We start from the raw sequence: 19593 nt of genomic DNA, 5'->3' as shown, positions 1-19593 counted from the left end.
CATTTATTCGATTGACGCATACATTTCCACAGGCAAATGAGGGACCATTAATTTTGGTTCCATCTGTGAGGAAACCCATGAACGTTGACCATTTTTTAGAGAAAACCATTCATGAGCTATTTCCAGTGGGGGACAGGGCGCCAAACAACTCACGGCTGCAGAAATCTACCTGTGAACATGCGCTGTCCGTACGCGCTGATGTATTGCCTGTTCTGGCGGAAGACCTGTGTGCCTATGTGCAAAAAGATCCCTCTCTTGAGGGGCAACCCGCATTTGCCCTGGTGCCCCATTCGCCGTTTATCGCAACCCTGTGCTACCGGATCGCCCATGCGCTCTGGTCGGACGCCAAATCGGGTGAACATACCCGTGACGCCATGGCGATCAGCCATTTTGCCCGCAGCCTGACCGGCGTGGAGATCCATCCCGCGGCCACGATCGGCAAACGGTTTGTGCTGGATCATGGGACCAATACGGTGATCGGCGCCACCTGTGAGATCGGAGCTTTTGCCCGGGTTTTAGGGGATGTTCACATCGGCGATGATTGCTTCATTTGCCCCTGGTCCCTGATCACCCGCGACGTTGTCCCCGATACGACCGTGAAGCCGCAGATCCCAACGGGCAGCTTTTCCACATATCTGAACGAGGCACCCTCTCATGTGGCCTAAGACCCCGGTTCGACAGTTTGAAAACATCATCGTCAAGATGGAAGCCCTTCAGCCTGGGGGGTCACACAAGGCGCGGGCCGCGCGGCACATCCTGCAAGAGGCCCTCACCTCGGGCCAACTCACCCCTGGTGGGCCAAAGCGGATCTTGGAAAAATCGGGGGGGAATCTGGGGGTGAGCCTCGCGTTTGAGGCGGCGCGCTATGATATCGGTGTGGATCTGGTCATCGGGCTCTCGTTTTCGCCGGTCAAACGCCTGCTCTGCCAACGGTATGGCGCCCGCCTTGTGGGGGAAGATGCGCTGCGTCTTGGCAAAAGCCCCAAAGAGGTCATCGCGCAGATGAGAGCGGAGGAACCAGACAAATGGGTCTTCACGGATCAATTCGCCAACCGGGCCAATCTGAAGGCACATCTGGAGGAAACCGGCCCGGATTTCAGCGCCCAGATTGCGCGGGTTTTGGCGCCGGGACAACGGCTTATCCTTGTGAAAGGCGCCGGAACCGGGGCAAGCTTTACCGGCATTGCAACCAGCCTGCGCGCCAATTTCAGCACGCTGTCCACCCATCTGGTGATGCCCGAGGGTTGCGACCTGGCAACAGACAGGTTTGTCGATCATCCGCTGGAGGGATTTGCCGTGGGGGTGGTGCCGCCTTTCCTCGACCTTTCGCTGGTTGAACAGACCCAGACCATCTCCCCTTCCGAGGCGCATTTCGGCCAGAGCGAAATGGCAAAAGATATCGGGTTCTTTCCGGGCATGACCAGCGGTGCCAATTACGCCGCCGCCAAACGCATCGCCAGGGCAAACCCTGACGCGCTCGTCGCAACACTTGCGTATGACAGTGGGGAATCCTACCTCGCCTCGGCGCTTCTGGCCTCAACAGAGGCGAAAAATCAGGGGGAGCGGCAAATTGCATAAAGCGGCATTCAAAAACATCACCTCCTTCTTCCCGGTCATCAGCCTTGCTCTTGGCAATGGGCTTGGCCTCAGTTCCGCCGTGATCTCGGTCACGGTGTCGGCACTGATTGCGCAAGAGATCGGCTGGACGGGCGGCCTGTCAACTGTGCCCTACGGGATCCAGTTTCTGGCCCTCTTGCTGGCCACCTACCCTTCGGCGGCATTGATGGAGCGTTTCGGGCGCAAGCCGGTCTTTGTTCTCGCGGCGTTTTCCGGTGTCATTGGCGGCGCTCTGGGCTATCTGGCTGTGATCTGGTCGGATCCCGTGCTGCTGTGCCTGTCCCATGCGTTTCTGGGGATCAACCTGGCAAATGTGAATTTCTATCGTTTTGCCGCACTTGAGGTGGCCCCGGCGGCGCGCAAGGCGCAGGCCATGTCGCTGGTGGTCTTTGGCGGAACGGCGGCCGCCCTTATCGGCCCGCTCCTGTCACGCCAGGCTCTGTTTTCGACAAACCTCTTCGCCTCCTCTTACCTGGGCATCGCGGTGCTGTCGGTTGTGATCATTGCCCTGGTGGTGCTGCCCCCCCTGCCCTGGCCGGAAACATCCCCCCGGAAGTTCCGGCTAGCAGACCTGCGCGCAGCACTGCGCACCCCCAAACTGGCCTTTGGCATGGCCTGCGCCGCGACAGGGTATGGCTCGATGAACCTTCTGATGATTTCCGCATCACTGATCCTCGATGATCTGGGCTGTTTCTTTCAGGAGATCTCCGTTTCCATCCAGTGGCATGTTCTGGCCATGTTTGTCCCGTCGCTTTTCATGGGCAGGATCATTTCAGGCATTGGCGCGATGGCGGTCTGCCTGATTGGCACCCTGTTGCTTGTCGGGTCTTCGGCAGCGGCTGCCCTCTATCCATTGTCCATCCCAACCATCAAGACCACGCTGGTTCTGCTGGGGATCGGCTGGAACATGACCTATGTCGGAGGCTCGTATCTGGTGGCCCAGAGCGCCCCACGGGATCATGCGCTGTCGGTTCAGGCCGTAAATGACGTCTCGATCGGGGTCTTTGCCATGCTGGGGGCGTTCCTGCCGGGGGTCGTTATGGCCTGGATCGGATGGAGTGGTGCAAATCTGCTGGTCATCGCCAGCCTTGTGCCGATTGGAGTGGCCGCTTTTGCCCTGATCCTCTCGCAGCGGCGGACAGGGCACACGGCGACGCCATAAATCCAGATCTCAGGGATCCTCCGGCAGAAGGGCACCCGACAGATGGCACATCATGCCAGGGTCCGGGGCCAAGATCTGGGGCCAAGATCCGGGACAGTTCGGAAGAAACAGGTGCTTTTGCACGGCCCAGACGCGTTTAGCCCTGACAGGAAAGCGCCGCGTGAACCGCGCCTCGCCCTGAGAACGGTCCAAGCCGGCGGCTCTTGATCTGCCCCGCCTCAAACCGCGTCGCCATGACGTTCTGCCAGCCCGCATCCACGGTGATGATCTCCGGCCCCGCTCCGCATTCCCGAATGCCACCGGTGATGAACTCCTGCCCGATCCGATGATTGGTCAGCCCAGTTTTGGAGGCGACCTCAACAAGCCGCCCCCCGCGCGCCGTTTGTTCAAGGCGCCAGATCCGCAGGGTTTTCGCAAGATGCGGCCGGTCGATATAGGCGATCTCGATATGACCATCGCCATCAAGGTCGGCCGCCCCGATGACCGCAAGCCAGCGATGCCGCTTTCCGATCGGGGCCGTTTCGGCCAGCACAACCATTTCGGAGCCCTTCGGATGATCCGGTGCCGCGCGTTCGCCCCAGATGCGAAGCGCCGAGCCCTTGTCGAAATAGGACACCACGGTGATCACTTCGGGTTTGCCATCCCCCGTGACATCAATCAGCCGTGGGGACGTGTCTTCATAAACACCCCCCAGAACCGCATTCCCGATCTTTCGGGTGCCATCAAGCGTAAACTCAATGCCCTGATATTCGCCCCCCGGCACCACCCCGTGGCCATAGGCCGTGGTCGGGGCGCCATAGGCCGCGCCGGTGATCTCTGCCACGGCGACATCCGGGGAAAGCCCCCCTGCCACCAGCGCAAAAGCCAGCACAGCGCCGCGCGCGCAGCCGCGCCACAGGCGGGCGGGCAGGCGGGCAGGCAGGCGCGGCGCGTGCCCTACCCCGCCGGTCATCAGATCTGTTTTTCCGGCAGATGCACCACCAGCCCATCCAGCGCATCGGTGACTTTCAACTGGCAGGTCAGGCGCGAACGATTGGGATCGGGCTCATAGGCGAAGTCGAGCATATCCTCTTCCATCGCATCCTTGGCCGGCACCTTCTCGACCCAGGCTTCATCCACATAAACATGGCAGGTGGAGCAGGCACAGGCGCCGCCGCAATCCGCTTCGATACCGGGCACGTTATTGTCGCGCGCGCCTTCCATCACGGTCAGGCCAGCGGCCACATCCACGACATGCTCAGTGCCGTTATGCTCGATATAGGTGATCTTTGCCATATGGCTCTCTCCAGTTGCTATAGCGGGTCTTTCCCAAAGCGCGCCGATGTCATCCAGAAACAGGCAAACCCCTGCGCGCGATAAAAGATTTCAGTTTCACGGGCGGATCGGGGGGGGCCTGTTGCGCAGGCTGTCCCGAACCGCTTCAATTTGCCGATATAAGCGGTGTGAGACGCAATTTCGACCCATCAATGACAAAACCAGCGGGAAAAGTGACATCGAGGCGGCAGCATCCTTCTGCCGAGCCTGCACCCGGACAAAGAGCGGGCTACCGGCGGCGGGAAAATACCGCTAGGCTGCCCGGAAAATGGCCGCAATCAGAGCCGCAATCAGATAAGAGCAGACCCCATGCGCCTTCTTTCCTTTCCACTCCCCATTGCCTTTCTGGGGCTGGTCCTGACAGGCTGCACCTCTGCCGCGCCCGAGGCAACCAAACTGCCCGAAGGCGCCATCCTGCTTGCCCCCGGCGAACGACCGAAAGGCGGGCGGATCGGGGCCTGCTACGGCAAGGATACCACGCCCGCCGCGATCGAAACGATCACAGAAAGCAAACAGGTCGCACCCGCCGTCTTTGCCCCGGATGGCAACACGATCATCACCCCGCCGCGTTATGAAACCATCACCCGTCAGGCGATCACCGCAGGGGGGCAGACCTATTATTTCGAAGTGCCCTGCCCGCCGAGTTTCACACCCGAGTTCATTGCCTCGCTTCAGCGGGCCCTGCAGGCGCGCGGCTTTTTTGACGGCCCTGTCAGCAGCACATTGGATGCCCCGACACGGGCCGCGATCCGGGCCTTTCAAAGCCCAAAGTTCAACAGTGATATTCTGACCATGGACACCGCCCGCAAGCTTGGGCTGGTGGCCTATGCCTCTCCGCCAATTTATGAGTGATCCATAAGGGCCGGAGCATCCGAGGGTGTCCGCGCCGCCCTCAGGTCACACCCCATAAGCGTTTCGCCTCATTATTGTGTCTCAATAATAAGGCGACACACTTTAAACAACAAAAAGCCCCCCGACCGAACGGCCGCAAGGGCTTGTCGCTTTCGGCGACCGCACACCGCATAGGTGCAGAAGTGTCAGAACAGGGTGCGCATCCGGCCAGCGATCCACTGTGAAATCGGATCGGTCGCCATCACCCAGGCCCCGGCCTGCTCTACCCCGGTGCCCGCAGCCAGTTTTGCCACGCGCGTCTCGTAGGTTGTTGCGCCAAGCTGGACCATAAGAAAGGCCTTGAACACCAGAAACAGCGCCAAGGCGACCGCCAGCCCACGCAGTGGAAAACCACGGCGCAAGCCACCACTGCGCGACGCAGGCACCAAAAGCCCGTCGCGCTCAACCAATTGCACATATCCGCGCGACATCTTGCGATGGCGCGTTTCAATATCACGCATGCGCTTGCTGAATTTCGCGTAATTTGCGTCAGCCATGTCAATATCCTCAGGTTGGCCCCCACCAACAAGATACTTCACAATAATAGCAAATTTGACTGATATTCACGAGGAAACAGACTGTTGCCGCCACAATCTCACTGCATTTTCGTTAAGGTTAGCGTGGTCCAGTCAACAATCTCATCCCGTGAGACAAGATTGAACCCGTTTTCTTGATAAACAGAGATCACCTCATCGGCTTGAGGGTTCAGGATTCCAGAGAGAATCGCATAGCCGCCGGGGCGAATCGCTTCTGCCATATCAGGTGCCAGACCAATCAGCGGGCCCTTTAGAATATTGGCAAAGACCAGATCAAAAGGTGCCGCATCCCGCAGTTCGGGCGCGTCAAAACCAGCGGCTTCCACACAATTGACCTTCCCGTCAAGGTCATTGGCCGTGACATTGGCCCGCGCCACATCCACCGCAACTTCGTCGATATCCGAGGCCAGCACCGGGTTGGGCCAGATCTTGGCCGCAGCCATCCCAAGCACGGCGGTGCCACAGCCGATATCCGCCACGCTCTCGCCCACGAACCCCTTGTCTGCCAACCCATCAAGCGCACGCAAACAGCCCAAAGTGGTTCCGTGATGCCCGGTCCCAAACGCCATGGCCGCCTCGATCAGCAGGCCGATCTTCTCCGCGGGCAACTGGTCGGCATCATGGGCGCCGTATACAAAGAACCGCCCTGCCTCGACCGGGGCCAGCTCACGTTTCACATGTGCCACCCAATCGGTTTCCGGCAGTTCCGAGACGATGAAATCCTTCGCCCCATGCATGGATGCCAAAAGTGCCAACCCGGCCGCATCAGGCGCTTCGGTGAAATAGCCGCCCACTTCCCACAAGCCACTGTCATCTTCCACCTCGAACACACCAATCCCGGTCGGTTCAGGGGTGAGGGCCTCCATCGCAGCGCCCAGCGCTTCAGCGGCCTCTTGGCCAGAGAGGGTGGTAAGAGCAGTCCAGGTGGGCATGATCAGGTCTTTCGATAGGGTTTGCAGGCAACATATGCCATGGGCCTAGCCCCGGAAAGGCAGAGGGTCAAGCGCTCCCGCCCATCATGCCCCTTACAAGACACCGCAGACAGAGACCTGCCTCGCGTCGCTCGGCCCCCTTCTGGCCTTCGGCAAGGATATTTATGGCAAGAAGAAGAGCACAACCCGTCTTTTCCTCTTGCGACAAATATCCTGGGGTGAATGCGCCAGCAGAGGGGCAAAGCCCCTTCCGAGCGAAGCGAGGCCATTGCCGAACAATGCCTTCAACCTGCACAGGTCGGCTAAGGCGCGCACTTATCCGCTCAGGCTCCGGTCCCAATCGGGCAGGTCACACCGGTGCCGCCAATCCCGCAATAGCCCCCGGGGGTCTTTGACAGGTATTGCTGATGATAGGCTTCAGCCGGGTAAAAGGCCCCTGCCCGGGCGATTTCCGTGGTGATCGCACCAAATCCCTGCGCGGCGAGGCGCGGGGCAAATTCTGCGGCCGAGAGGCGCGCTGCGTCCAGCTGGGCATCGGTTGTTGCATAGATGGCCGAGCGGTATTGCGTCCCCATATCGTTGCCCTGCCGCATCCCCTGGGTTGGGTCGTGATTTTCCCAAAACACTTTCAGCAACGCCTCATAGCTCGTCTTGGTTGGGTCATAGACAACACGCACCACTTCGGTGTGTCCGGTCTGGCCGGTGCAGAGTTCGTCATAGGTGGGATTGGGTGTAAATCCCCCGGCATTGCCGACCATGGTCAGCCAGACGCCGGGTTGCTGCCAGAAGATCCGCTCGACGCCCCAGTAACACCCCATGCCAAACAGGGCGACCTCGTGGCCCTCGGGCACATCCAATGTCAAAGGACGGCCAAAAACATGATGGGTCTCCCCAAAGGACAGCGCCGTGTCGCGCCCCGGAAGAGCCGTTGTTTCGTCCACCATGGTCAGTTTCTTCTGTTTGCCAAAGAGCATCGCGCATCCTCCTGTTCTGCCCCAAAGGTGGGGCTACTCTGCCGCCTTGGCAAGAGGGCCGGCAAACACGGTCTCGTGACCTTTTTCCGGGTGGCGCGGGATCAGGAGTGCAAGGGTCAGGGACACCATGGCCATACCCGCCGCCAACGCAAACACCGCCCCGGGCGAGATCACCCAGAGATAGCCCAGAAGCGCCGGCAGGAACACGGCGGCAATATGGTTGATGGTGAAGGCCACGGCTGCGGTCGGTGCAATATCCTGCGGATCCGCGATTTTCTGGAAATAGGTCTTCAGCGCAAAAGCAAGGGCAAAAAACAGGTGATCCAGAACATACAGCCCCATGGCCAGCATCACCCCCCAACCGAAATAATAGATCCCGCCATAGGCCAGAAACACGCCCACCAGCCCGACATATTCAAACACCAAGGCGCGGCGCTCTCCCCAGACCGAGACCGCTTTTCCCATCAAGGGGGCAAAGACCATATTGGCCACATAGTTGATCAGAAAGAGCGCCGTCACCTCGTGCACTTCAAAGCCGAACCGCTCCACCATCATGAATGCCGCAAACACGACAAAGATCTGACGCCGCGCCCCCGCCATGAATTGCAGCGCGTAATAGAGCCAATAGCGACGGCGCAGCACAAAGGTCTTGAGCTGCGGCTCGGGGCTTTCAAACCTCGGATAGGCAAACCAGCAGAAGATCGCGATGGCCAGGGTCAGGCCGCCGGACAGCATGTAAACGAAATTGTAGCTCAGCCCGAGTGTCTTCCAGGTCAGCACCAGAAACCCATAGGCCAGAAGCGATGCCCCCGACCCCACGGCGGTGATCCAGCCCAGCATCTGTGGCGCACGTTTCTTGTCGATCCACTGCAGCTGCAATGATTGCGCAATGGTCTCGTAATAATGGAACCCGACCGAGCTGAGCATGGTCACGATCAGCAGGCCCGAGAAGCTCGGGAACCACGCGGTGATCGCCGTCGCCGCCCCCAAAAGCGCAAGCGCGCCCACCGCCAGGGTCTGCTCCCGCATGATCCATAAAAGTGCAATCACCCCAATCGCCAGAAATCCCGGGATCTCGCGCACCGTGTGCAACCAGCCGATCTCCACCCCGGTGAACCCCGCCTCACCGATCACGAAATTATTCAAGAGCGCAAGCCAGGTTGAAAACGCAAGCGGCATGGCCGCCGTCATCAGCAGAAGCAAAAAGACGGGGCGGCGCCAGAATGGCAGCGCACGCGCTGCATCGAGGGTCAGGGTGGTGTGTCTCATGACCCCGCCATACGCGCGTTTTCGGTTAGCGCCAACATAAAAACACATTCACCAAACGCAATTTCTCTATGATATAAGTCAAAGTATCAGCCCCCCGTCCCGTAAACTCGCCCAAACCCGCGCAACAGAGGTCTCGCCGCCACCATGATCAACATTGTTCCCCTGATGGACCGTATCGGAGAACGCCCCACTGCCGCGCTGTTCGGCCTGATCACCGGGACCGTGTTTGGCGTGGCGGCCCAGCGGTCGCGATTTTGTCTGCGGGCGGCCACGGTGGAATTTGCCCGGCGGACCATGTCCTCCAGCGTGGCGATCAGGCTTCTGACCTTCTCAACCGCCGTGATCTGGGTGCAGGGGGCCGCGATGCTTGGGCTCTTGCGCACGGAAGACGCTCGGATGATGGCGGTGACCGGCAGCTGGTCGGGCGCAATCATTGGCGGGCTGATGTTTGGGGTCGGCATGGTGCTGGCCTCCACCGGGAACCTGCGAACGGTCATGTCGGGGATGCTGATGGCGATCGTGGCGCAGATGTCGCTGCACGGCTATCTGGCGGATACCCGCACCTGGCTGGCGTCGCTCTGGATGACCAAGGGCGGCACCAATGTGAACCTGCTGACGCTGGTGGGCCTGCCGGAATGGTTCGGCCTTTTGCTGGGGCTGTGCACGGCGGTGCTGGCGCTGGCGCGACGCTCAAACCTTGGCGCACGGCGGCTGATCTTCGGCTCCGGCGTGGGCTTTGCGGTGGCGCTGGGCTGGGTGCTGACCTTCCAGCTGTCGCAAGCGGCCTTTGCCCCGGTCACCGTGACCTCCGCCACCTTCACCGGCCCCTCCGCCAATACGCTGATGTTTTTCCTCACCTCGGACCCGGTTTTGGAATTTGACGTGGGCCTTGTGCCCGGCGTGGTGATCGGCGCCTTTGCCGCAAGTTACCTTTCCGGCGAGTTCAAGTTCCAGGGCTATGAGGGCGAAGCCGTGATGCGCCGGTCGATGACGGGCGCGGTGATGATGGGGTTTGGCGGAATGCTCGCGGGCGGTTGTGCGATTGGCGCAGGCGTGACCGGCGGGTCGATCTTCGTCGCCACCACCTGGCTTGCGCTCCTGTGCATATGGGTCGGGGCAATCATCACCGATTATCTGGTCGATCAGCCCAAAGGCGGCAGCGTGGCGCAGCCAGCGGAATAAGGGCGTCCTTTCCCTTATTTTCTGGCCACAAATATCCTGGGGTGAGGACCCGCTGCCAAAGCGGGGCCGAGGGGCAAAGCCCCTTCCCCCCCGGCAACCGTTCTGCGGCCTGCGGTTGCCCTCAATAAAAGCTCTGCGGATCGATATCGACCTGAATGCGCAGGTCGCCTTTGACCGGAAACTGGGTGAGCCATTTGCGGATCGCGTTCTGAATAGGCGCTGTTTTATCCGCCTTGATCAGGAGCCGCACCCGATGCCGTCCCCGCACGCGGGCGATGGGCGCGGGCGCGGGGCCATAAAGCTGCGCACCGATTTCCTGCAGCGGCTGGGTGCGCCGCGCCATATCAGCGCCAAGGTCAAACACCGCCTGCACGTCCGTGCCCGACAGCACAATCCCGGCCATGCGCCCATAGGGGGGCACTCCGGCATGGCGGCGCTCGCCCGCTTCGGCGCTCCAGAATTTCTCTTCATCGCCTGACAGGATTGCGCGGATCACCGGGTGTTCGGGCTGGAAGGTTTGCAAAAGCGCAGTGCCGCGTGCTTCTGATCGCCCGGCGCGGCCAGCCACTTGGCGGATCAGCTGGAACGAGCGTTCGGCGGCGCGCAAATCGGACCCTTGCAGGCCAAGATCCGCATCAATCACGCCCACCAGCGTGAGTTTGGGAAAATTATGCCCCTTGGCCACCAATTGCGTGCCGATAATGATATCGGCCTCGCCCGCCGCAATCCGCTCGATCTCGGCCTTCAGCGCCCGCGCAGAGCCAAACAGGTCCGACGACAGCACCGCGATCCGCGCCTCGGGGAAGGTGGCGGTGACCTCTTCCGCCAGCCGCTCCACCCCCGGCCCCACGGGTGCAAGCTTGCCCTCAACCTCACAGTCCGGACAGACCTCCGGCATCGGTTTCGTCTCACCACATTGGTGGCAGACCAAGCGTTTCTGGAACCGGTGTTCGACCATGCGCGCATCGCAATGATCACAGCCGATCTGGTGCCCACAGGCCCGGCAGATCGTGACCGGCGCATAACCGCGACGGTTGATGAACAGAAGCGATTGCTCACCTTTTGCCAGCCGCCGCATCACCGCCCCCCTGAGTGCAGGCGAGATCCAGGAGTTTGACGCAAGCTCTTCGCTGCGCATGTCGATCGCCCGCATCTCGGGCAGGACGGCAGGGCCATAGCGGCTGGTCAGGTCAATGCGTTTATACTTGCCCGCTTGCGCATTGGCCCAGGTTTCCAGCGACGGTGTGGCCGAGGCCAGCACCACCTGTGCCTCCACGATCGAGGCGCGCAGCACCGCCATGTCGCGGGCCGAGTAAAGCACCCCGTCTTCCTGTTTGTAGGAATTGTCATGTTCTTCATCGACGATGATCAGGCCAAGGTCTCGAAACGGCAGGAACAGGGCGGACCGGGCGCCCACCACCAGCTGCGCCTCCCCTTCGCCCACCATGCGCCAGCAGCGCCTGCGTTCGGTCATGGTCACGCCGGAATGCCATTCGGCAGGGCGCGCGCCAAAGCGTTCCTCGACCCGTTTGAGAAACTCGGATGTCAGCGCGATTTCCGGCAAGAGCACCAGCGCCTGACGGCCCTTTTTCAGGCACGCCGCCACCGCCTCCATGTAAACTTCGGTCTTGCCCGCCCCGGTCACGCCCCGCAAAAGCGTGGTGCCATAGCGGCCAGACGTCACCCCGTCACACAGCTGGCGGGCCGCTGCCGCCTGATCCTCGGTCAGGGTCTTGCCGGGTTTGAGCGGATCCAGAAAGGGATAAGGCAAATCGCGCGGCGCATCTTCTTCACGCAGCGCCCCCAGTTTGACCATGCCTTTCACCACCGAGGCCGACACATCCGCAAGCCCCGCCAGTTCTGCCTGCGTGAACGCCGCCCCCGGATTGTCATCCATCGCGGCAAGCACCCTGGCGCGGGCATCGGTCAGCCGGTTGGGGCGAAACCCGGAGGCGCGCAGCACCTTGCGCATGGAGGGCGGATCCATCAACCCCGGCGCGCGGGTGGCCAGCCGCAACATATGGTTCATCGGCGTGATCGTATAATCCCCCACACGGGTCAGGAACTGCACCATCTCGAGCCGCATCGGCGCCACATCAATCACCTTGGTGACCTTGCGCAGCTTGGCCGCGTCAAAGCCCCCCTCGCCTGCCCCCCAGACCACACCCAGCACCTTGCGTGGCCCCAGAGGCACCTCGACATAGGCGCCCTGGACACATCCCCCTTCCGGCGCACGATAGGTCAGGAGACGGTCAAGTGGCTGGGTGGTCAGCACGCCAACCCGTTCACCTTCCCTGAAATGCCGCACATCCATGCTCATGGGGATCACCTGCCCTTGTCCCGGTTGCCGTGAGGGGTTTCTGCCCGTCCCTTTCTGCGCTATGAGAGCGGCAAGAACAAGCCACCCGGCCCAGAGGTCCGGGCCAAACCACCTTAAGGAAACGTGCATGAAATTCTTTGCCGATACCGCCGACATCGACGCCATCAAGGAACTTGCCGCCACCGGCATGCTGGACGGCGTGACCACCAACCCCTCGATCATCAAGAAATCGGGCCGTGACATTATCGAAGTCACCAAGGAAATCTGCACCATCACCGATGGCCCGGTGTCAGCAGAAGTTACCGCCACCGACGCAGAGACCATGATCGCCGAAGGCCGCAAACTGGCGCAGATCGCAGACAATATCGCCGTGAAAGTGCCGCTGACCTGGGACGGGCTGAAAGCCTGTAAAACCCTGTCGGACGAAGGCACCATGGTGAATGTCACCCTTTGCTTCTCGCCCAATCAGGCACTGCTGGCGGCCAAGGCCGGCGCCACCTTCATCTCGCCCTTCATTGGCCGACTGGATGACATCGCGCTGGACGGGATGGAGCTGATTGCAGATATTCGCACCATCTATGACAATTACGGGTTCGAAACCCAGATCCTCGCTGCCTCGGTGCGCAATGTGAATCACATGAAGGATTGCGCAATTGTCGGCGCAGACGTGGCCACCGCGCCCCCGTCGGTCATTCAGGCGATGGCAAAACACGTGCTAACCGACAAGGGTCTGGACGCGTTCCTGGCCGATATCGCTGCGGCGGAGATCAAGATCCTCTGAGACCGGGATCGAAAAACATGTCGCGGTGGGGCCACGGCCCTGCCGCTTTTACGGTATTTTAACCAAAAACATGCGGTAATGGCCGTGCGTTTCGTGTATACACACGGGAAAAGATAAACAAAAATACCTGAGGCAGTGATGGCGACTTCTCTTTCCATTGCGGATGATTTGCGAGAGGCATTGATCTCTCGACCCGAAGTTATTCTGGATGATCAGGATCTTATGCACGCGCTGATTGCTGCGAATGAACGCGCGATGGGATCAAATATCGTGGATTTGCGCGGTGTTGCAATGGAACGGCTGGAGACCCGGCTGGACCGGCTGGAAGACACCCATCGCTCCGTCATTGCCGCCGCTTATGAGAACCTCGCAGGGATGAACCTGATCCATCGCGCCGTGCTGCGCATGCTGGATCCGGCAGATTTCGAAGATTTCATGATGGATCTTGGCGGCGAAGTGGCGGACATTTTGCGCGTCGACGCGGTGCGACTGGTGCTGGAAACGGTGCAGAGCGAAAAGAACGCAGCCGTGCAGAAACTGGGCCAGGTGCTGGCCACAGCCCAGCCCGGCTTCATCGACGACTACCTCGGCACATCGCATGACCAATCCGGCCGCACCGTGTTCCTACGTCAGATCCAGGAACAAAATCCGGCCATATACGGCGAAAGCGGTTATTGGGTGCGGTCCGAGGCCTGCATCCGCCTTGATCTGGGCCATGGTCGTCTGCCCGGTATGCTGGTGTTAGGGGCCGAGGACCCGCATCAGTTCAAACCGGGGCAAGGCACCGATCTTCTTCAATTCTTCGGCGGGGTGTTTGAACGGGCAATGCGCCGCTGGCTGTCGTGAGTGACCCTGCGGTCATGATCTCCCCCGGTGCGCGGGACGCGCTGGAGGGGTTTTTGACCCACAAACGGGCTCTGGACGGGGCTTCCGACAACACGATTTCGGCCTATCAGACCGACCTGATCGGCTTTCTGTCCTTCATGGCCACACATCTGGGCGGACCGCAGGGACGGGCCGCCCTTGCCAATGTCACCCTGTCGGACATGCGTGCCTGGATGGCGCATGAACGCGGGCGCGGCGTTGCGGCACGGTCGCTGGCCCGCGCGCTGTCTGCGGTGAAAAGTTTCTATCGCTGGCTGTCCGACCGGGACGGGTTTGATGCCACCGCCATACTGTCCGTGCGCAGCCCGAAATTTTCCAAAAAACTGCCCCGACCGTTGCCAGCGGAGGCCGCGAAAGCGGTGCTGGATCTGGTTGGCGACCAGGCCCGCCAGGACTGGGTCGGGGCACGGGACATTGCCGTGATCACCCTGCTTTATGGCTGCGGTTTGCGGATTTCCGAAGCCCTTTCCCTGACCGCAGCAGACGCCCCGCTGGCCGAGGTGCTGCGGATCCACGGCAAGGGCGGCAAGGAACGGCTGGTGCCGGTGCTGCCAGCCGCCCGCCACGCGGTGGAAACCTATCGCCGCCTTTCCCCCCATGCGGAAACGCCGGAGGCACCGCTGTTTCGGGCGGTGCTCGGGGGGGCTTTGCGGCCAAGGCAGGTGCAGAAAGTGATGGAGCAGACCCGCCTGCAACTCGGCCTGCCTGCCAGCGCCACACCACATGCGATGCGTCACAGCTTTGCCACACATCTTCTGAATGCGGGCGGGGATCTGCGCGCCATTCAGGAACTTCTGGGCCATGCCTCTTTGTCGACCACCCAGGCCTATACGGCGGTCGACACCACCCGCCTGATGGAGGTTTATGAGGCGACCCACCCACGGGCTCGCCCATCTGCCCGTTCGGCCGCCCGCTCATCAGACTAATACAATCTCAACCTTCCCCCTTTCTTCCAGCCCGCTTTTCCGGCACAAGGGCCGCATGGATATTCGTACAAAAGCCCTGCTCGTCCATCTGCTCACCGCCACTGGTGCCGTTTTCGCCATGCTGGCGATGCTGGCAGCGGTGGATGAGAAATGGGGGCTGATGTTTGTCTGGCTTGTCGTGGCCTTTGCCGTGGACGGGGTCGATGGACCTCTGGCGCGCCATTACGATGTCAAGGTCAATGCCCCGCAATATGACGGGGTGTTGATGGATCTGATCATCGACTATCTGACCTATGTGTTCATCCCGGCCTATGCGCTGTTCAAATCGGGGCTGATGCCCGGCTGGACCGGCTGGGCGGCGATCATTGTGATCACCTTCACCTCGGTTGTGTATTTTGCGGACACACGCATGAAAACAAAGGACAATTCCTTTTCCGGCTTCCCCGGTTGCTGGAATATGCTGATCATTGTCCTGTTCGCCACCGAGCCCAGTTTCTGGCTGATGCTGGGGCTTGTAGTCACCCTTGCCATCGCCATGTTCTTTCCGCTGAAATTCATCCACCCGACCCGGACAAAACGCTGGCGGAGCGTCAGCCTTCCGGTGGCACTGGCCTGGACCTTTTTTGCTGGCTGGGCCGCCTGGGTGGAGTTCCATCCGGAAAGCTGGGCCCATTGGGGGCTGGTTCTGACCTCGATCTACCTGTTGGGGGCGGGGATTGCGCAACAGATCATTCCCGAGCGCAGCTGACGCCGGGCCGGTGGCGGCCCGATCCGCGATGATCTTGCCCCTATTTATCCCTTCCGTTTCCGGGTCGGAAAACGCCCTAGCGTAAAAGCAGATTTCTCCGGTCGCTTTGCAAACAGTTTGGTGTAAAATGTCACCAGTCGAGAGACATGATTTTTAGTTTCAGGTCGGAGGTCCCCCCATGTGCCGTCTGTTTGTCGGAGCTGACACATCCTTTTGGGAAAGCAACACCCGTGTGTTCCGCGTGGACGGGGCGCTTTTGTCGCTTGAGATCGAGAATTTCTACTGGGACGTACTGGAGCGGATTGCCCGCCGGGACGGAATGAATACTGAGCAGCTGGTCAACACGCTGTATTTCGAAGCGATCGACGCCGATCATACCGAGGGCAGTTTCGCCTCGTTCCTGCGGGTATGTTGCGGTCGCTTTCTGGACCTGCTGCAGAAAGGCGAGATCCCGGACGATGATACGCCGATCCGGGAACTGGATGCGGATGCCACTCTGAAGCGCGAAAAACAGCCCCGCCTGCGGGTGGTGTACGAAGCTTGAAACTCAGGTGAGAACGTTCGCGGGCCCACGTGCAAAAGCCCCCCTTCGGATAGCCAGCGGATGGCCAGAAGCGGGCCGCCCTGATTATTCCGACCAACTTATTCCGACCAGCGCTTCAGCGCCTCTTCATCATTGACCTTGGCATCCACCCATGACGTTGCCCCAGCCCGCGTGAACTCTTTTTTCCAGAAGGGCGCGCGGGATTTCAGGTAATCCATCAGAAACTCTGCCGCCTCGAACGCGGCCACCCGGTGTTTGGCGGCGGTGGCCACCATCATGATCTGGTCTCCGGGGCGCATCGGCCCATGCCGATGGATGACAAGGCAATCTGCCAGTTGCCAACGTCCGGACGCCTGATCCACCATAGCGGCAATCGCCTTTTCGGTCATGCCGGGATAATGTTCGATTTCCATCCGGTCGAGCGACCCATCATCATCCCGCACCACCCCGGTAAAGCTGACCACGGCGCCCACATCACTGCGACCGCGCCCAAACCCACGGAGTTCGTCGCTGGGGTCAAATTCTTCGTTCTGAACACGGACAGTCATATCAACCGCCTGTCATGGGCGGGAAAAACGCCACTTCGCGCACGCCGTCGAGCGGTGCGTCGAAATCCGCCAGCTCCTGATCGAGCGCCACCCGCAGGGCGGAAAGATCTTTGAACGCTTCGGCGTAACGCGGCTCCCGCGCGCGCAGTTCCTCGACCAGCTCCGCCACAGTTGCGGCGTTGGTGTCGACCTGTTCGCGCGGCTCCCCCACCCGTTCGCGCACCCAGGCAAAATACATGACTTCAACCATTTTCAGGCTCCTCACGCAGGAAGGGCAGCGCCTTTCGGAAGTAATCCCAGCCAGTGATCATGGTCAGGATCCCGGCGATCCATAGAAGTGACACACCGATATAGGTCGACCAGACGAGACCGGTCGCATAGAAATTCAAGCCCAGATCATCGGGAAAAGTGCCGGCAAAGATCTCAGCGACAATGGCGTCATCCATACCAATGGTGCGCTCCAGCAGGCTGTGTTCGAAAATCCCGGTCGAAAACAGAACCGCGATGGCCACCATCTGCACGGTGGTTTTCCACTTGGCCAGATTGGTCACTTTCAGCGCACGGGCCTTGTCGCCAAGGGTCTCTCGCAGGCCGGACACGAACACCTCGCGGTAGATGATCAGCGCAGAGGGCAGAAGGATCCATGGGGTCATGCCCGCATAGCCATTGATCACCAGAAGCGCGATCAGCACCATCGCCTTGTCGGCAATCGGATCCATCGCGGCGCCAAACAGGCTTTCCAATTTCCAGGCCCGCGCCAGATACCCATCAAGGTAATCGGTGATCGAGGCGACGATAAACAGGATCATCGCATACCAATCCGCCCAGGGCCGGGCGAAATAGAGGAACATCACGGGGACCAGCGGGGCTGCGATCAGCCGGGCAACGGTCAGGATATTGGGAAGTGTCCATCTCATGGCATAACCCTTAACGCGTCACGACCGGTCATGGAAGAAGGCATAGATGGTTTCGGCCAGACTTTCTGAAATTCCATCAACAGCTTTGAGGTCCTCAAGCCCCGCGCGCGACACGGCCTTGGCAGAGCCGAAATGCGCCAGAAGCGCGCGCTTGCGGGCCGCCCCCACACCCGGCACCTCATCCAGCGGCGTTGCCCCCTGTGCCTTGGCGCGTTTGGCCCGGTGGGTGCCAATGGCAAACCGGTGTGCCTCATCCCGCATGCGCTGGATGAAATAGAGCACCGGGTCGGTGCGCCCAAGCGCGAAGGGGCGCTGTCCGATGCGGTGAAATTCTTCCTTGCCATGATCCCGATCCACACCTTTTGCCACCCCGACCATCGGAATGTCGGTCACCCCCATCTCCTGCATGATCTCATGGACCGCGCTGACCTGCCCGGCCCCGCCATCAATCAGCAAAAGGTCCGGCCAATGCCCCTCCTGCCGGTCGGGATCTTCCTTGAGCAACCGTTTGAACCGTCTGTTCAGCACCTCTTTCATCATGCCGAAATCATCCCCCGGCGTGAGCTCCTCCCCCTTGATGTTGAATTTGCGATACTGGCTTTTCAAAAACCCTTCGGGACCGGCAACAATCATTGCCCCCACCGCATGTGCCCCCTGGATATGCGAGTTGTCATAGACCTCGATCCGGGCGGGCGGGGTGTCGAGGTCAAACGCCTCGGCCAGCCCTTTCAAGAGCCGCGCCTGTGTGGCGCTTTCCGCCATCCTGCGGCCCAGGCTTTCGCGGGCATTGCGCTGCGCCCCGGCGACAAGTTCGGATTTTTCGCCCCGCAACGGCACGGCAATTTCAACCTTGCGGCCCAGCTTCTCACTCAGCGCCTCTTCCATCAGGTCCTGATCATCCAGCGGATCTGACAGGAGGATCAGGCGTGGCGGCTCTTTCTGGTCGTAAAACTGTCCGACAAACGCCTGCAAAACCTCCCCCGCACTGACCGCATCACGCCCATTGCCCACGCGCGGATAGAAATCACGATTGCCCCAGTTCTGATGGGCGCGAATGAAAAAGACCTGCACACAGGCCTGTCCGCCATCCATATGCAGTGCGATCACATCCGCCTCCCCCACGCCGCGCGGGTTGATGCCCTGCGATTGCTGCACCTGGGTAAGGGCCTTGATCCGGTCGCGCAGGACCGCGGCCTTTTCAAACTGCATCGCCTCTGACGCCGCCTGCATCTCGGCCGCCAGATCGCCCTGCATCTTGGTGGTGCGCCCGGACAGGAAATCCTGCGCCTCGCTGACCAGCCCGGCATAATCCTCTTTCGAGATGCGATCCACGCAGGGGCCCGCACAGCGTTTGATCTGGAATTGCAGGCAAGGCCGGGTGCGACTGGCAAACATCGCATCCGAGCAATTGCGCAAAAGGAACACGCGCTGCAGCTGGTTCAGCGTGCGGTTCACCGCATCCGCGCTGGCAAAGGGGCCGAAATACTGCCCTTTTTCTTTCCGCGCACCGCGATGTTTCTTGATCATCGGGAAGTCATGATCCGTGACGAGAATGTTCGGAAAGCTTTTGTCATCGCGCAGGAGCACGTTGAAATGCGGTTTCAATTGTTTGATCAGGTTCTGCTCCAGGAGCAGCGCCTCGGTCTCTGTCCTGGTGGTCAGAAACATCATCGAGGCGGTCTGGCTGATCATCCGTGCGATCCGCGCAGAGTGCCCGCTGGGCTTGGCATAGTTCGACACCCGTTTTTTCAGGTTTCGCGCCTTGCCCACATAAAGCACCCGCCCCTTTTCATCGAGCATGCGATAGACACCCGGCGACCCGTCCAGCAGGCGCAGATATGACTGGATCACCTCATGCCCGGCCGGCCTGGGTTTGGCGTCGGGGGCGGGGGTGACATCGGGCCGGTTGGTGGCACTGTCTGACGTACGATCCTGATCCATGGTGTCCTGTGCGAATCTTTTGCTGACTGCAATCTTACCGTGCGAGAGGCAAGGGAAAACATGCCCACAAAATCTGTGGATAAGTCTGAGGATTACCTGCGAGACT

At 60.6% G+C, this 19593-nt stretch carries 21 protein-coding genes; 10 read left to right on the top strand and 11 right to left on the bottom strand.

Annotated elements, in window-relative coordinates; genetic code table 11:
• Positions 1-77: 77 nt before the first annotated feature.
• Genes AKJ29_RS03895 through AKJ29_RS03885 form a run of 3 tightly spaced genes read left to right on the top strand, consistent with a single transcriptional unit; the run spans position 78 to position 2779 of the window.
• Entirely contained in the window at positions 78-665 is a 588-nt protein-coding gene (locus AKJ29_RS03895) for a serine O-acetyltransferase (RefSeq protein WP_055188114.1), read from the top strand.
• Positions 655-1578, top strand: coding sequence for a PLP-dependent cysteine synthase family protein (locus AKJ29_RS03890; protein ID WP_082392500.1), 924 nt, complete (start codon positions 655-657; stop codon positions 1576-1578). The genes AKJ29_RS03895 and AKJ29_RS03890 overlap by 11 nt, the downstream gene beginning before the upstream one ends.
• Complete coding sequence (locus AKJ29_RS03885; RefSeq protein ID WP_055188110.1) at positions 1571-2779, top strand: MFS transporter; 1209 nt, start codon at positions 1571-1573, stop codon at positions 2777-2779. Before AKJ29_RS03890 ends, AKJ29_RS03885 begins: the two co-directional genes overlap by 8 nt.
• A gap of 136 nt (positions 2780-2915) precedes the next feature.
• Here AKJ29_RS03885 and AKJ29_RS03880 read toward each other — a convergent pair whose 3' ends face one another.
• Both AKJ29_RS03880 and AKJ29_RS03875 read right to left on the bottom strand, forming a co-directional pair.
• On the bottom strand, positions 2916-3731 hold the full coding sequence (locus AKJ29_RS03880) for an FG-GAP repeat domain-containing protein (protein WP_055188109.1): 816 nt from the start codon (positions 3729-3731) through the stop codon (positions 2916-2918).
• Entirely contained in the window at positions 3731-4054 is a 324-nt protein-coding gene (locus tag AKJ29_RS03875) for a 2Fe-2S iron-sulfur cluster-binding protein (RefSeq protein WP_055188107.1), read from the bottom strand. The genes AKJ29_RS03880 and AKJ29_RS03875 overlap by 1 nt, the downstream gene beginning before the upstream one ends.
• A 348-nt stretch (positions 4055-4402) precedes the next feature.
• On the opposite strand from AKJ29_RS03875, the gene AKJ29_RS03870 reads away from it, so the two are divergent.
• Positions 4403-4945, top strand: a complete 543-nt coding sequence (locus AKJ29_RS03870; RefSeq protein WP_055188105.1) for a peptidoglycan-binding domain-containing protein — start codon at positions 4403-4405, stop codon at positions 4943-4945.
• Between the two features lie 185 nt (positions 4946-5130).
• Here AKJ29_RS03870 and AKJ29_RS03865 read toward each other — a convergent pair whose 3' ends face one another.
• From AKJ29_RS03865 to AKJ29_RS03850, 4 genes are all read right to left on the bottom strand, one after another.
• Complete coding sequence (locus AKJ29_RS03865) at positions 5131-5481, bottom strand: hypothetical protein (RefSeq protein ID WP_074963599.1); 351 nt, start codon at positions 5479-5481, stop codon at positions 5131-5133.
• A 98-nt stretch (positions 5482-5579) separates the two neighbouring features.
• On the bottom strand, positions 5580-6452 hold the full coding sequence (locus tag AKJ29_RS03860; protein WP_055188102.1) for a 50S ribosomal protein L11 methyltransferase: 873 nt from the start codon (positions 6450-6452) through the stop codon (positions 5580-5582).
• 323 nt (positions 6453-6775) lie between these two features.
• Positions 6776-7426: a peptide-methionine (S)-S-oxide reductase MsrA gene (msrA, locus tag AKJ29_RS03855; RefSeq protein WP_055188100.1), complete on the bottom strand. Its 651-nt coding sequence runs from the start codon at positions 7424-7426 to the stop codon at positions 6776-6778.
• A gap of 33 nt (positions 7427-7459) precedes the next feature.
• Complete coding sequence (locus AKJ29_RS03850) at positions 7460-8695, bottom strand: MFS transporter (protein ID WP_055188098.1); 1236 nt, start codon at positions 8693-8695, stop codon at positions 7460-7462.
• 147 nt (positions 8696-8842) lie between these two features.
• Here AKJ29_RS03850 and AKJ29_RS03845 point away from each other — a divergent pair, with 147 nt between their 5' ends.
• The gene (locus AKJ29_RS03845; RefSeq protein WP_055188992.1) at positions 8843-9877 is read left to right on the top strand and encodes a YeeE/YedE family protein; all 1035 of its coding nucleotides are present in this window, start codon (positions 8843-8845) and stop codon (positions 9875-9877) included.
• A gap of 121 nt (positions 9878-9998) precedes the next feature.
• Here the strand turns inward: AKJ29_RS03845 and AKJ29_RS03840 are convergent, their stop codons facing one another.
• Entirely contained in the window at positions 9999-12197 is a 2199-nt protein-coding gene (locus tag AKJ29_RS03840) for a primosomal protein N' (protein WP_055188096.1), read from the bottom strand.
• A 127-nt stretch (positions 12198-12324) separates the two neighbouring features.
• Between AKJ29_RS03840 and fsa the strand changes: the two genes are divergently transcribed.
• From fsa to AKJ29_RS03815, 5 genes are all read left to right on the top strand, one after another.
• Complete coding sequence (gene fsa / locus AKJ29_RS03835; RefSeq protein ID WP_055188094.1) at positions 12325-12978, top strand: fructose-6-phosphate aldolase; 654 nt, start codon at positions 12325-12327, stop codon at positions 12976-12978.
• 138 nt (positions 12979-13116) lie between these two features.
• The gene (locus tag AKJ29_RS03830; RefSeq protein ID WP_055188092.1) at positions 13117-13824 is read left to right on the top strand and encodes a DUF484 family protein; all 708 of its coding nucleotides are present in this window, start codon (positions 13117-13119) and stop codon (positions 13822-13824) included.
• 14 nt (positions 13825-13838) lie between these two features.
• Positions 13839-14789, top strand: coding sequence for a tyrosine recombinase XerC (locus tag AKJ29_RS03825; protein WP_055188090.1), 951 nt, complete (start codon positions 13839-13841; stop codon positions 14787-14789).
• Positions 14790-14844: 55 nt separating this feature from the next.
• Positions 14845-15537 (top strand): CDP-alcohol phosphatidyltransferase family protein, encoded by a 693-nt coding sequence (locus AKJ29_RS03820; protein ID WP_055188088.1) that lies wholly within the window; start codon positions 14845-14847, stop codon positions 15535-15537.
• Between the two features lie 178 nt (positions 15538-15715).
• Positions 15716-16081 carry a ribbon-helix-helix domain-containing protein gene (locus AKJ29_RS03815; protein ID WP_055188086.1) on the top strand — a complete coding sequence of 122 codons (366 nt, stop codon included), beginning with the start codon at positions 15716-15718 and terminating at the stop codon, positions 16079-16081.
• A gap of 98 nt (positions 16082-16179) precedes the next feature.
• Here the strand turns inward: AKJ29_RS03815 and AKJ29_RS03810 are convergent, their stop codons facing one another.
• The 4 genes from AKJ29_RS03810 to uvrC are packed head-to-tail and all read right to left on the bottom strand — an operon-like array spanning position 16180 to position 19487.
• On the bottom strand, positions 16180-16629 hold the full coding sequence (locus AKJ29_RS03810) for a molybdenum cofactor biosynthesis protein MoaE (protein ID WP_055188084.1): 450 nt from the start codon (positions 16627-16629) through the stop codon (positions 16180-16182).
• Between the two features lies 1 nt (position 16630).
• Positions 16631-16879, bottom strand: a complete 249-nt coding sequence (moaD, locus tag AKJ29_RS03805) for a molybdopterin converting factor subunit 1 (RefSeq protein WP_055188082.1) — start codon at positions 16877-16879, stop codon at positions 16631-16633.
• Positions 16872-17546, bottom strand: a complete 675-nt coding sequence (gene pgsA / locus AKJ29_RS03800; RefSeq protein ID WP_055188080.1) for a CDP-diacylglycerol--glycerol-3-phosphate 3-phosphatidyltransferase — start codon at positions 17544-17546, stop codon at positions 16872-16874. Before pgsA ends, moaD begins: the two co-directional genes overlap by 8 nt.
• 18 nt (positions 17547-17564) lie before the next feature.
• Positions 17565-19487 (bottom strand): excinuclease ABC subunit UvrC, encoded by a 1923-nt coding sequence (gene uvrC / locus AKJ29_RS03795; protein WP_055188078.1) that lies wholly within the window; start codon positions 19485-19487, stop codon positions 17565-17567.
• Positions 19488-19593 lie beyond the last annotated feature (106 nt).

The organism is Aliiroseovarius crassostreae, assembly GCF_001307765.1.
Lineage (GTDB): Bacteria > Pseudomonadota > Alphaproteobacteria > Rhodobacterales > Rhodobacteraceae > Aliiroseovarius > Aliiroseovarius crassostreae.
This window is presented reverse-complemented; position numbering and strand designations above follow the sequence as displayed.